The 13,436-nt window shown below is 61.4% G+C and carries 8 protein-coding genes and 1 pseudogene; 8 read left to right on the top strand and 1 reads right to left on the bottom strand.

Translation table 11 applies throughout. The annotated features are described in order from the left end of the window. The first annotated feature begins 195 nt into the window (after window positions 1-195). The gene (locus tag ACKI2N_RS25875) at window positions 196-1,461 is read left to right on the top strand and encodes an MFS transporter (protein WP_420991663.1); all 1,266 of its coding nucleotides are present in this window, start codon (window positions 196-198) and stop codon (window positions 1,459-1,461) included. 307 nt (window positions 1,462-1,768) lie between these two features. Beyond that, window positions 1,769-4,741 carry an HD domain-containing phosphohydrolase gene (locus ACKI2N_RS25870; protein ID WP_420991662.1) on the top strand — a complete coding sequence of 991 codons (2,973 nt, stop codon included), beginning with the start codon at window positions 1,769-1,771 and terminating at the stop codon, window positions 4,739-4,741. Between the two features lie 31 nt (window positions 4,742-4,772). Here the strand turns inward: ACKI2N_RS25870 and ACKI2N_RS25865 are convergent, their stop codons facing one another. Next, window positions 4,773-5,003: a carboxymuconolactone decarboxylase family protein gene (locus tag ACKI2N_RS25865; RefSeq protein ID WP_420991660.1), complete on the bottom strand. Its 231-nt coding sequence runs from the start codon at window positions 5,001-5,003 to the stop codon at window positions 4,773-4,775. Window positions 5,004-5,119: 116 nt separating this feature from the next. Between ACKI2N_RS25865 and ACKI2N_RS25860 the strand changes: the two genes are divergently transcribed. From ACKI2N_RS25860 to ACKI2N_RS25835, 6 genes and pseudogenes are all read left to right on the top strand, one after another. After that, window positions 5,120-5,449: a hypothetical protein gene (locus ACKI2N_RS25860; RefSeq protein ID WP_420991659.1), complete on the top strand. Its 330-nt coding sequence runs from the start codon at window positions 5,120-5,122 to the stop codon at window positions 5,447-5,449. A gap of 255 nt (window positions 5,450-5,704) precedes the next feature. Then, window positions 5,705-8,043, top strand: a pseudogene (locus ACKI2N_RS25855) (type VI secretion system Vgr family protein). Between the two features lie 8 nt (window positions 8,044-8,051). Further along, on the top strand, window positions 8,052-10,583 hold the full coding sequence (locus tag ACKI2N_RS25850) for a glycoside hydrolase family 19 protein (RefSeq protein WP_420991657.1): 2,532 nt from the start codon (window positions 8,052-8,054) through the stop codon (window positions 10,581-10,583). Next, window positions 10,531-11,121, top strand: coding sequence for a hypothetical protein (locus ACKI2N_RS25845; protein ID WP_420991655.1), 591 nt, complete (start codon window positions 10,531-10,533; stop codon window positions 11,119-11,121). The genes ACKI2N_RS25850 and ACKI2N_RS25845 overlap by 53 nt, the downstream gene beginning before the upstream one ends. 814 nt (window positions 11,122-11,935) lie before the next feature. Then, entirely contained in the window at window positions 11,936-12,202 is a 267-nt protein-coding gene (locus tag ACKI2N_RS25840; RefSeq protein ID WP_420991654.1) for a PAAR domain-containing protein, read from the top strand. Between the two features lie 63 nt (window positions 12,203-12,265). Then, window positions 12,266-13,435 (top strand): hypothetical protein, encoded by a 1,170-nt coding sequence (locus tag ACKI2N_RS25835; protein ID WP_420991653.1) that lies wholly within the window; start codon window positions 12,266-12,268, stop codon window positions 13,433-13,435. Window position 13,436 lies beyond the last annotated feature (1 nt).

The raw sequence follows: 13,436 nt of genomic DNA, 5'->3' as shown, positions 1-13,436 counted from the left end.
GGCCGTGCGCCCACGTGCCTGCGCGCAAGTGTGCAAGTGTGCAAGTGTGTAAATACGGTGAAGACCCTGCCGCAGACCCGGGATTAAGCGGGTATTTGCGGGCCGCCAGCACAAAGCGCGCGGCGGTGGTATGTTGCCGGTCTTTCGGGGGCGCGCCCCCGCATCTCCGTAACAGACGTAACAACGAGCAGAATCATGATGATGGAAGGCAGTCACCGCACCGGTGACCCAGTGAATAACCCCGCCGCCAGTTCGCCCCTGCGGGCGTGGCTGGCGGTCGGATCGGTGACGATCGGCGCGTTCGCGTTCGTGACCACGGAGTTCCTGCCGGTCGGGCTGCTGCCGCAGGTCGCCGCGGAGTTCGGCGTGACGCCAGGCACCGCAGGGCTCATGGTGACGACGCCCGGCATCCTGGCCGCCATCTCCGCGCCCGGCATGATGCTGGGCGCCGGGCGCATCGACCGGCGCCTTATCCTGCTGATCCTCTCGGTGCTGCTGCTGGCGTCGACGCTGATCTCGGCGTTCGCGCCCACCTTCGCCGTCATGCTGGTCGGCCGCGCGCTGCTGGGCGCGAGCCTGGGCGGTTTCTGGACCCTCGCGCTGGCCGCGGCGGGCAGGCTGGTGCAGCCCCATGAAGCGCCGAAGGCCACCGCCATGATCCTGGCCGGCGTGACGTGCGCCACCGTGATCGGCGTGCCGCTGGGCACCTTCATCGCCGGCCTGGCATCGTGGCGCGCCTCGTTCATGGCCACCGGCGTGCTGGTGGCGATCGCGCTGGCCGCGCAGGCCATGCTGGTGCCGTCGCTGCCGTCCAAAGCCGCCCTGCGCATGGCCGACCTGTTCGCGCTGCTGCGGCAGACGCATTCGCGCCGCAGCCTGATCATGGTCGCCTTCGTGTTCGGCGCGCACTTCTCGTCCTATACCTTCATCGCCCCGTTCCTCCAGCAATACGCCGACTTCAGCGCGCAGAGCATCACCCTGGTGCTGCTCGGCTTCGGCATCATCGGCTTCGTCTCCAACTTCGCCGTCTCGGCCACGGTGGGGCGCAACCTCGGCGCATCGCTCGCGGCGATGATCGTGATGCTGATGATCGCGCTGCTGGCGATGCCCGCGCTGCGGCAAACGGGCCCGGCGGTGGTGGCGACCGTGCTGGCGTGGGGCATCGCGTTCGGCGCGATTCCGCTGTGCCTCAGCGTGTGGATCCAGCGCTCCACCGCCGACCTGCCCGAGGCCGGCTCGGCGCTGTTCGTCGGCATCATCCAGGTGGCCATCGCGGTGGGCTCGTCGGTTGGCGGCGGGATCGTCGACCACGCCGGCATTCCGGTGGACTTCGGCTTCGGCGCAGTCCTGGCGCTGATCGGCCTGGCGCTGCTCGGGAGCTTCCGGGCCATGGGCCGGGACCGTGCCGCGGCCCCCGCGGCCGCAAGCGTGATCGCGCCGGCGCCGGACTGCAACTGCTGAGGCCCGGGGACAAGGCGATCCGGGCAACCGGCGCGGCAGGCGCGGCGCGGAGATGTCGCGAAAAAGCGAATGCGCGCCGCGCCATATCATTTGAAAAACGCCTATGACAGAATCGGATCCATGCGCAGGCCGGTGAATCTTCACCGGCCTTTGTGTAGCGGCACCGTGGCAAAGACATCATCAGTCCACCGCTTCACGCCGCCGTCATGATTGCGTGCCGGCGCGCCAGGCTGGCACGTCATGACGGTGGCGTCGCTTCCTGCTTCCGGTGCGGACCGGCCAACCCGCTGCCTTTCGGATCACGACCATGCATGCCGCTGCCCCCGCGCGCCAGCCCGGGTCTTCATCGCCGCATTCGATCTACATCACGTTGCTGGTCCTCATGGCGGGCATGGTCCTGCTGCTTTACGGGGCGCTCACGCTCTACGAGCGGCATGCGAGCGAGCGGCTCATGCTGGCGCAGGCGAAGACCACCTTCGAGCGGGTTGGCCGGGAGGCGGTGGCTTCCGCCGAGGCGGAGCTGCGGCCGGCGCGGCTCACCGCCGCGCTGCTGGCCGAGACGCCGCTGCTGAGCGCGCCCGACCAGGCCACGCGGCTGGCGCAGTTGCCGGTGCTGGCGACCGCGCTGCGGCACAACCCGTCGCTGTCGGCGGTGTACGGCGGCACCGGCGACGGCTCTTTCGTGCTGCTGCGCGACCTCCGCACCGCAGACCCCGACGTGGTGCCGGGCGCGCCGGCCGGCGCCGCCTTCCTGCTGCAGTCGGTGGACCGCGCCGGCGGCCAGCCGCGCGGCCGCTTTGCCTTCTACGACGCCGGCCTCCGGCTGCTGGCGGCGCGCGACGAGCCGGACTACCGCTACGATCCGCGCGAACGGCCCTGGTTCGCCGCCGCCCTGGCCACCGGCGCCGGCGGCGCGGTGGTGCAGACCGGCCCCTACCGCTTCTCGACGACGCGGGAACTGGGCCTCACGATGGCCAGCGCGCGGGGCCAGGCGGTAGCGGGAGTCGACGTCAGCCTGCGCGACCTGTCGGAAATGCTGGTGCGCCAGCACATCACGCCCTCGGCGGAGCTGATGATCGTCAATCCGCAGGGCGCGGTGCTGGCCTACTCCAGGGCCGGGCGGGCCGGCGGCCCGGACCGGCAGGCCGAGGCCGGGACCGTCGGGGTGGCGGCGCTCGGCGTGCCGGTCCTGAGCGCGCTGTGGCAACGGGCGCGGCAGGGCAGGCAGGCGGACGTCGCCATGTTGTCCGTCGACGAGCGCGAATGGGTCGCGCGCCTGGAGCCGCTGCCCAGCGCCGCCGGCGCGCCCCTGATGCTGGCCATCGCCGCGCCGCGCGACGAGCTCCAGGCCGACGCGATCCGCAGCCGCAAGCTCTCCCTGCTGATCACCGCCGGCATCGTGCTGCTGATGCTGCCGCTGGTGCATTGGGCGGCCAGCCTGATCGCCAGGCCGCTGGAGCAGCTGGGCCGGCAGGCCGCCGCCATCCGCCGCTTCGACTTCAGCCTTGCCGGGCATCCGCGCAGCCGCATCCGCGAGATCGACCGCCTCGCCACGGCGATGCTGGGCATGAAGGAGACGCTGCGGCGCTTCCTGGAGATTTCCGATGCCATGTCGAGCGAGCGCGATTTCGACACGCTGCTGGACCGCATCCTGACCGAGACGATCTCCGTCAGCGGCGCCAGCGAGGGCGCCATCCATCTGCTGGCCGCCGATGGCCTGACGCTGGAACCGGCCGCCATCCGCGTGGGAGACGCGCCCGGCGACCTGTCCGGCATGAAGGAATGGTCGCTGAACGACCCGGCCAATCCCGCGGCCGCCATGCAGGCGGCGCGCGACGGCCGCACCGTCAGCATCGAAGCCAGCCAGGACGATCCTTCCCTGGCCGCCACCTACAGCCACCTGTTCGCGCGCCTGCAATCGCCGCGCTTCCGCGTGCTCGCGCTGCCCTTGAAGAACCGGCAGGACGAAGTGGTGGGCACGCTGTCGCTGGTGTTCCTGCCGGAAACGGGCATGGAAGACAACCTGCCGTCGTCGCGCGCGGCCTTCGTCGAGGCGCTGTCGGGCACGGCGGCGGTGGCCATCGACAACCAGTTGCTGTCGCGCGGGCGCAAGGACCTGATGGAGAGCTTCATCCAGATGCTGGCCGGCGCCATCGATGCCAAGAGCGCCTATACCGGCGGCCATTGCCAGCGCGTGCCGGAGCTGACCAAGATGCTGGCGCGCGCCGCCTGCGACGCCGACTGCGGCCCTTACGCCAGCTACCAGCTCAGCGAGGCGCAATGGGAGGAACTGCACATCGCCGCGTGGCTGCACGACTGCGGCAAGGTCACCACGCCGGAGTTCGTGGTCGACAAGGCGACCAAGCTGGAGACGCTCTACGACCGCATCCACGAGATCCGCATGCGCTTCGAGCTGCTCAAGCGCGACGCCTACGTCGAACAGTGCGAGCAGGCGCTGCGCGCGCGCGGCGCCGACCTCGCCGCCATCCGCGCGGCGGCGGCCCCGGCGCAGGCGGTGCTGGACGAAGAGTTCGCCTTCGTCGCCGCCTGCAACCAGGGCGGCGAATTCATGGCGCAGGAGAAGATCGAGCGGTTGCGCGCGATCGGCTCGCGCACGTGGCTGCGCACGCTGGACGACCGGCTCGGCATTTCCCGCGACGAGCGCAGGCGCAAGGAGGCGCAGCCCGCCCCGCCGCTGCCGGCGGACGAGCCGCTGCTGGCCGACAAGGCCGAGCATGTGTTCGCGCGCCCCGAGCGCGAGCGCCTGCCGGCCGGCAATCCGTGGGGGTTCACGGTCAAGCCGCCCGAGCATCTGTATGACCGCGGCGAACTCCACAACCTGACGATCGGACGCGGCACGCTGACCGAGGAAGAGCGCTACAAGATCAACGAGCACATCGTGCAGACCATCAAGATGCTGAGCGCGCTGCCCTTCCCCCGCCACCTGCGCAACGTGCCGGAAATCGCCGGCGGCCATCACGAGAAGATGGACGGCACCGGCTACCCGAAGGGACTGACGCGCGAGCAGATGAGCCCCGCCGCGCGCATGATGGCCATCGCCGACGTGTTCGAGGCGCTGACCGCCGACGACCGGCCCTACAAGAAAGGCAAGACCCTCTCCGAGGCCATGGAAATCATGGTGGCGATGAAGAACGGCCACCATCTCGATCCGGACCTGTTCGACCTGTTCCTGCGCTCCGGCGTCTACCTGGACTATGCCCGGCGCTTCATGCGGCCGGAGCAGATCGACGAGGTCGATCTGGAGGTCTGCCTGGCCTGAGCGGGCGGGTGGCGCCGCCAAGGCCCGCGGATCAACTCGCCGACGGCCCCTGCGCATCCATGGCCGCGAACACGTCCGCGGTCATGTGGAAGGCCGAATTGGCCGCCGGCACGCCGCAGTAGATGACGGCTTGCCGCAGGACTTCCTTGATCTCTCTCCGGCTGACCTTGTTGTCGGCTGCCGCGCGCAGACGCAGCCAGAGCGGCGTGAGCGCGGCCAGCGAGCGCTCCACGTGGGCGCTGCCGAACACGGCGCGGCGCACGGCGAAGCCGGCCGCGTAGCGCTCGCTGTCTGGACCTCAACGAAGTCGCCGCGGCACACCGGCGCATCCGCGTCGGCGCCCTGCCCAGCGTGGTGCCGGACCTGCCACAAGACACCGTGCTGGCATTCCGCGCCAGCCATCTCCAGGTCGGCCTGCTGCGCCAGACCGGACGCGGCCTCGACGGTGCCGCCCAGGCCTTCGTGCAGAACCTGCGCGCGCGGCGCTGCGACCAAGACAGGAAAGACAGCATGCGCCGAGCGATGTGCCAGGCCGATCTTGGAAGATGCCCCATGCTGGCCGCTTTGGCTCCGCGCTGCAAAGCCATCCACCGAGAGCGCGACAGCGTCGCTCGGACACCACGCATTGCGAACAAATGTCAATGCGCGGGAATCTGCAATATGCCTACATTCGACCCGCGCATCTTTGCTTATTTGGCATTCACTTGAAATTCAATTTCATTTAATTCTGGATTATAAATTTTATATTTAAAAATAGGATTTTTCTGATTGAATCATCGCCATCGCCGCCCCTATGATCGAGCCTGACTTGCAGTGTCATCACCTGGATGACTAGCGCAGCGATGCGCTCCACGAACGCACACACCAAATCACTTGGCGTCACTTGCCATTTGCGGCAGGAAAAAATTCGACCCGGCACGAAGGACCACGCGTAGCGGCACGTCGAAAACGGAGTGAACGACGATGGCGGAAGATTTTGACGACCTCAGGACATACGGTACCAAGGCAATCCACACGCTGACCACAGGACGGCAGGTGTATTTCGTAGAAGTGCCCGGCACGGCCAGCGCTGCCGCGCTGTCGGTGGTGTCCTTCGAAGCGGTGGAGCGGATGGGCGAGCCTTATGCCGTCACCATCCAACTGACGCACCCGCTCGAGCTTGACCGGGCCGGCTATCTCGGCAAAGACGCAACCTTCGTGATCGATCCCGCCGACGGCAGCGAGCCGCGCAGGTTTGCCGGTTGCATCACGCGCTTCTCCAAGACCCGCCAGACCCGGGATTTTCGCGGCTACGAAATCGTGGTCGAGCCGCTGGTCGCGCGGCTGCGGCTCACGCGGGCCAGCCGCATCTACCAGCAGCAGACCGCACCGCAGATCATCGAGGCTATCCTGCGCCGCCACGACCTCAAGGGTCACCAGTTCGTCTTCAAGACGCGCCGCAAATACCCGGCGCACGCCTTCCGCATGCAGTACCAGATGTCGGATTGGGACTATATCCGGCTGCTGATGGAGCAGGAGGGCTTGTACTGCTATTTCACCCATGGCGAATTCGGCGAGATGATCGTGTTCGGCGACGACATCGACCACTATCTCTACCAGCCTGAACTGCGGGTGCCCTATCGCGAGACGGCGGGGCTGGAATCGGGCCAGGAAACGGTGTTCTCGCTCAAGACCTGCGCCAGGAACATCCCCGAATCGTTCCGGGTCGCGGACTTCAACCCCGACAAGGCATGGGAGCGCCCCACCGGCGAGGCCAACGTCGCGCGCGGCGAGAAGACCACCTACGGCCAGTCCTATGTCTATGGCACACATCACCTGGACTTCGGGGACGGCAAGTGGGAGGCGCAATTGCGCCACGAAGCGGAGTTGGCCGGACAACTGGTCTACGCGGGCGAGAGCAATGTGCTGGCGCTATGTCCGGCGCGCATCCTGCGCATGGACTACGCGCTGCCAGATGCGCCCGACGGCCAGGTGATCACCGAGGTCATCCACACCGGCGCGCGCGATGCGGCCTACCGCAACACCTACCAGGCCATTCCCTCGGACCGGCGCTTCCGGCTGCCGATGGACGAAGCCAACTGGCCGCGCATGGCCGGCACGCTCAGCGCCCGCATCACCTCGCCGGGCCAGTACAAGTACGCCTACCTGACCCAGGACGGCCATTACGTCGTCCGCTTCGATTTCGACTTCGACACGTGGCCCAACGGTGGGGAAAGCGTGCCGCTGCGCCTGGCCAAGCCGTTCGCCGGAGCGCGGCAGACGGGTTTTCACTTCCCGCTCATCGACGGCACCTATGTGGACGTGGCGTTCCGCGACGGCAACCCGAACAAGCCGTACATCGCCAGCGCGCAGCACAACAGCCAGCATGCGGACCTGATTACCAGCCAGGACCGCTGGCTGTCGCGCAACGTGATCCGCACGCAGAGCAACAACAAGCTGCGGTTTGAAGACTGGGAGGGGCAGGAGGGGATCAAGCTCGCCACCGAATATGGCAAGACCCAGCTCAACCTGGGGTATCTCGTTGACCATCAGAAGAAAAAGCGGGGGGAGGGGTTTGAGTTGCGCACCTCGGGCTGGGGGCGATCCGGGGCGGCAAGGGACTGTTCCTTTCCGCAGACGACCAGCCGGGAGCGAATGGGCAACAGTTGGACATGCAGGACGCCGAGGCAACGCTCAGGCAAGCCGTGGACATGATGCGCTCGCTGAACGAATCGGCCAATGCAGCTCGCGCGTGGCTTGCGGAAATCGACCAACAGCGCGCGCTCATCGAAGAGAAACTCGTGGGCCTGCGAAGGCCGGTCATCGTGGCCAATGCGCCCGAAGGTATTGGCATTACGAGTGGTCAAGACATGCATTTAGCCACCCGCACACAGATGTTTATGACCGCTGGCCGTGGTCTGGACATCGGCGTGCTCAAGCGTCTAACCGTGGCTGCCGGTCAAACGATCTCGCTCTTTGCTGCAAAGCTTGGCATCCGCATATTCGCGGCAAAAGGCAAGGTACAGGTCCAGGCCCAAGGGGATGTGCTGGAACTGATGGCACTCAAGGATGTAGTTGTCAGTTCGTCGTCCGGCGAAGTAGTGATTACCGGGTCCAAGGGCATCACCTTGGGCGATGGTGCCGGAGCATACGTAAAGATCGCGAACGGGAAAATCGAACTCGCGAGCCCGAGCGGGAAGGTCGACGTCAAAGGCAACCTCGATGTGTCTGGACCAGCCGGGGGAAACTTCACCTTCCCTAGCTGGACAAATGCGCCACTGAAAGATGTGAAGGGCGATATGCACTTCGGCTTCTCTGAATGACCACGGCCATGACAACCACCCCTACGAACCCACCCAGCACACCAGTCAAGCTGTTGCGCTTCGCCTTTCCTTTCCGCAAGAAGGCGCAGGGAAATGGTACCTCCCCTGTCGATTTCACCGATGAGCACGAAATCCATAGGCTGCTGAAGGGAGAGCCATCTGGTGCCTATGCCGTCAGCGGCAAAGGCATGTGGCATGGTGGCATTCATGTGACGGAAGCCACCGCCGGCCAGGCACTGGATCTCAAGCATGGCGTGCTTTGCATCGCGGATGGCGAGGTAGTGGCCTGGCGCCTGAATCGCGTCTATCCCGTGAGCGAAATCCCGGCGCAAGACGGCAGGCCCGCCATCCATGCGCCCTACAGCACGGGGTTTGCATTAGTGCGACACGCCATGGAGTTTCCGAAGGACACGAAACTCACGTTCTTCAGCTTATATATGCATCTGCAAGATCTCGCAGGCTACGAAGCCGATGCGACGCTAGACAAGCCGGCTTACTTGTATCCGGAATTCAAAGTCACCGCGTTTGCACAAGACAGGCCCCAGGCATTGGCGGGCCAAACGCCCCCTGCTGGTCAAATCGGACTAAGGGTTCGAGCTTCTCATCCGCACGGGACGCCCTTGTGTATCCTGCCACAAGGAACGCAGATTGCCGTTAGCAAGCGCGAAGGCAACTGGGGAAAAATCAAGGCCATGCATGGCGCTCAGGTATTTCCCCCTATAGCCGGCGGATTCGCAGCGCCATCGGCGGCGGTCAACGGATGGGTCTTCCTGGGCAAGGAGCATGGTGGCCATGTGGTCGAAAGAGCGATGCCAGAATCATCGCTGGATCGCGTGGTCGTGCCGTCCCCTCCGTTCCCGATCAAGGCTGGGGAGTTGATTGGCCATCTTGGTCGCTACGACTCTCTGACTCAGCCCACATCTAACCGGCAGGTCCACATCGAAGCCTTCTGTGGGGATGACATAAAGACGTTCCTCGACAGGGGGCGAGCGTGGATCAGCATCAATGGACCGCAACCTGATGCCTGGAAGCAACTGGGACTGCCGAGCGATCCGACCATTCTGCGCGTGGACAAGCGGACAACACTATACAAGGCAGTCAACCAGCCTGGACAGGATGCACCGCAGACCGACGTGATCCACGTGGTCGCGCTTGCCGAACTGGCTAAGCATGCCGAGAACCAGTACACAGAAACCACCGCGGGCAGTGACGGCATGAAGTTGCGCTGGTGGAAGATCGACAGTGCGGATGTGCTGCGCCACGATATCTCCGGCTGGGTGCGCGAGCAGAATTTTGCGGGTGGCCGAGTGACGCGGGAATTCGCACAGAAATGGGTAGATTTCGAGACCTTTGACGACCCGCACGACCAGACGCATACGATCTTTGCGACGACAAACGCATATGTCGACTACAGGATGGGAGCCGACGTGCCCGAACGCGCTTCGCTCGGCAAACTCAGTCCATTGATGACATCTGTCTACAGCGCCCTCTACCCGAGCGGCGACCCGAGCCGGGCTGCGGACGAGCTGTGTACCGCCGCGGAAGACCCTTGGCGAGCACTACGCATGTCGCGCCTGATTATCAAGCACGAAAGCGAATGGGCGAACCCGGAGAAATGGAAGCAGCTTGTCAGCGAGATCGAAGAACGGACTGGTCAAAAGGCGCAACACGAAGCGGAGCAGGAGCGGATCGAGAAGCTCGTCTGGTGGGATGAAGTCAAGGCTGGCGTGGCTGATCTGCCAGGGTCGAGTGTTTTTCACATTCACCCGATTGGGCTAGTGGGGAATTTCCAGAGGGAGTTGCAACTAATAACTATTGAAATGCTAACGTCCGTTAATCCGAATGGCTCAAGAGATTATCATGAGGGAATTATCCCGGCGCTGAACAAATATGCAAAAGGGTATTTTGTTACGACCCCAAAAAGAATCGCACATTTTCTGTCGCAGATCTCTGTGGAAAGTGGATTTATGAATGTAGGTGAAGATCTTAAGTATTCCTCTAGGCGAATGAAGGAGGTCTTTGGATGTAGGCCCGTTCCTCACGGTAACCACACGCCAAAATATCACATAGTTGGTGATGATGTTGTATGCAATTTTGGACAGCTTCGAACGAAACTGTGGACTGAGGCGGGCTACTATTCCAATAATGCGGAGCACCTTGGCAATTACGTTTACGAAAATAGGTACGGAAACGGCCCGGAGTCTAGTGGCGACGGTTACAAGTATCGTGGGCGTGGGCTTATTCAGACAACTTTTAAGGCGAATTATGAAATTTTTAATAATGAACATAATGTTCGATTTCCTGGGGATCAACATAATTTCGTTGAAAATCCGGACCTCCTTTTAAATTCTCTTGAGTACGGGATAGAGTCTGCTTTCGTTTATTGGGCAGTAACCAGAAATATAAATGCTGTGGCAGATGATGGTAATGTTCTGGCCGTAACCAAAAAAGTTAATGGAGGAACAATTGGACTTGCGGAAAGACGAGATGCATACAATAGAGTTGCCCCGCTTTTGGGACTTCCCATGGACGAGAGTTGATGGCCTCTTCAGATGGGTGGCATGTGGTTTTCTATTTCTTCTGATCATATCAATTTCTGCTCATGCTGCCACGGTGGCAAAATGTCCTGCGCTATCAAGTGATGGCGGAGTTTTCTCATCTGAGGAAATTTACACGGGATCTATTGTAGCCATCGAAAAAGGCGATGAGAATTACCCGTTGAAACTTGTTTTGTATCGCCCAAAAAATGGTGAGTGTGAACAAAAGCAGTTTGCAAAATATCCTCACGAAGGGGCAGATCCGATTGTAGATTCCTTGTTTTTTGGGGTAGTGGAAGGGCACATCAATTTATTCGTTATAGTTCGCTGGTCTATTAATCACAGAGGGGTTGGAACATTTGGGTATTTTTATAGAATATATGCATACAAGCCCGATCAACATAACGCACTGCAAGAAAACAAGATGATTACAAATAATGATTCGATGGCCGGCATGGATGGATATGAGGATGGCAAGCAAACTTCGTTTTCTTACAAGAGTTCCGATTCCGTGATGGAATATATTAAAAATATAAAATAGTTTTTTAAAAATCATATGAAACTTCGATTCTATCGTTGGGATAGATACACGCGACGTCAAGATTCTGATTGACTCTGACCGCACCGGGCGTAGGCCGGCACGAGGTGGAGATGTCTTGCCGTGCTCGATCCTTAGTAGTAACCCGGTTGTGTCAGGAAGCGCCAGTATGACGGGCATTGGTGGTGGGCCCGCGAGACCCGCTGGTAGGTCAACGAACACAGTTCGCGTTGGAATGTACGCGATCAGTTTTCCGTTGATGGCTGAGGGTTCCTATTGGCTATGACAAAGGGAGTTTAAAGTGAAACTGGGAATCGATTTGACGGTGCTCACGAGAGCCACTTTGGTGGCTGGCATAAGTTTGTTCGGCGCTAAATTAGAGGCCGACGAAATTTCGCTCTGCCAACCTCATTAGGAGGTGTATTTCAGTTTCCCATCTAACGGGAGAATACTGTCAGTATGCACCTCCGGAAATATATCACCGGATAATTTATATTTTCAATATCGATTTGGTCAGATCGAAAAAATTGAACTTGAATACCCAAGTAAGCCATACCCACCAAGAAAATGATTTTTGATTACCGATATATCAAATGGAGGTTTGAGTTTCACGCATTTGAAATTTAATTCTGGCGGCTATCACTATGTGCTGTATCAAGGAGAGCCAAGCGAAAATCCATGTTAAGCGGAATGGGAAGATGATTTCAAATCGCACCTGTAATCCTGGAACTTACCAACCGATCAGCCCGCGGGTTTTCAGAGGAATAAAGACAGTCACGCCGGTTGATGGGATCGATAACTAGATTGCGCGGTCTATATGAAAAATATTTCAAATTTAGTGTATGTTGGCGACAAAACTACCCATGGCGGCAAAATCCTGACCGGCTCTGACCGCATAAAGGTTCAAGCCCGCAGGGCGGCGCGAGTTGGAGATCTCGTGTCGTGCCCGATCCATGGTGACAATCCGATTGTGTCGGGAAGCACCAGCGTGACGGACGCCGGCGTCCCCCTGGCGCGGGATGGCGACGAGACCCGATGCGGGAGCGTTCTGATCGCCACGTCGAGCGGAGCGACAGTCCGATAGATGCCCATCGACTTTGCACGAGTACCGCCACGGGTACCGGTACCGGACCTGCCGCGGCCATCCATGCTGTTTTGGGCGGTCATGCTATGTGCGATGCTGGGATTGGGCACGGCACTGACAATTTTCCTGTGGCCCGTTGGCCGGCCAACGAACACGATCCGTTTTGGGATGTATGCGGTCGGCTTTCCGGTCATGGCTTGGGGGTTCTTGCTGTCGGGCTATCTCGGACTGTCGTACCTGCAAGTGAGCCAGGCCATTGCAACCAACCGCGCCAGCAAGAAGATTGAGGATGCTTGCCATGTGCTCGCAGGCATGCCCCTTGCCATGCTTGGGCATGCGTGGTGTTTTTCCTGCGACGACCAGGTAAACCGCGCACAAGGGATCGTGGAAGGCGCTGTGCGCATGGCGTCCCAGCCGAGCGGAGTCGATCCTGGCGTGAATGTCAATGCTCGCTGGCTGCAGATTCCGGACCGGCCTTTTTTTCCGGGTAACGAACTCACCGAACACGCTCGTCATCGCGTAGTTGGCGACTGGCTTCTTGAGCGGCTGGTCGACCGAATTGGCAACGGCCTGATAAACCTGCCCGCACGTACCGCCCTCCATGTCGATCTATACGTGCAGTCGATGACAGACCTGGCGGAGATGACGACACGCCTGGAGAGCTTGATCAGGGCAAAGGCGCCGGCACTCCAAATTGCGGTCAGCGCCTCATCTGAACCTCCCTCGCTATTCGCCATCGACCGGTGGCATGACCGCCTCCCGCCTCGCGAAGCGCAATTGGTCGTTTTACTGCGATTGCACAATGCAGTTAGTGAGCTACTGCCGAATGGCGCCGCCGAAGCGGGCGTCGCCATTCTACTGGGGCAGGCTGGCGCTGTCCCTCGCCAGCATGCGAATCCGTCGACACTGCAACTACATCGGCCTGCCATAAGTGCTCCTGATAGGGTCAAGGATACGGTCCAACTTGCAGTGCGCTGGGGACAGGCCCAAGCCGCGCATATCAGGGCTATCTGGAATCACGGGCTATCCGAAGACCTTGCGCGCTCGGTCAAGTCCGGGTTCGGCGACGGCGGGCAATGGGTCCACATAGACAAGACCATCGGGAATTGTGCTGGCGTTGGAGATTGGATGGCCGTAGCCCTAGCTGCGGAACACGCATTGATCACAGGGGAGCCGCAACTGATTCTTTCACAACAGGGCAGTGACTTGATTGCCCTTCTGTGCAGGACATAAC

The organism is Cupriavidus sp. 30B13 (assembly GCF_049059565.2).
In the GTDB taxonomy this organism is placed as follows: domain Bacteria; phylum Pseudomonadota; class Gammaproteobacteria; order Burkholderiales; family Burkholderiaceae; genus Cupriavidus.
Note: the sequence above shows the minus strand (reverse complement) of the source record. Positions and strands in the feature narration are given on the sequence as shown.

Coding starts and splice junctions, on each gene's coding strand:
- ACKI2N_RS25870 (WP_420991662.1), top strand. CDS start 1,769: ATGCATGCCGCTGCCCCCGCGCGCCAGCCCGGGTCTTCATCGCCGCAT.
- ACKI2N_RS25850 (WP_420991657.1), top strand. CDS start 8,052: ATGACAACCACCCCTACGAACCCACCCAGCACACCAGTCAAGCTGTTG.
- ACKI2N_RS25845 (WP_420991655.1), top strand. CDS start 10,531: ATGCATACAATAGAGTTGCCCCGCTTTTGGGACTTCCCATGGACGAGA.
- ACKI2N_RS25875 (WP_420991663.1), top strand. CDS start 196: ATGATGATGGAAGGCAGTCACCGCACCGGTGACCCAGTGAATAACCCC.
- ACKI2N_RS25840 (WP_420991654.1), top strand. CDS start 11,936: ATGAAAAATATTTCAAATTTAGTGTATGTTGGCGACAAAACTACCCAT.
- ACKI2N_RS25835 (WP_420991653.1), top strand. CDS start 12,266: ATGCTGTTTTGGGCGGTCATGCTATGTGCGATGCTGGGATTGGGCACG.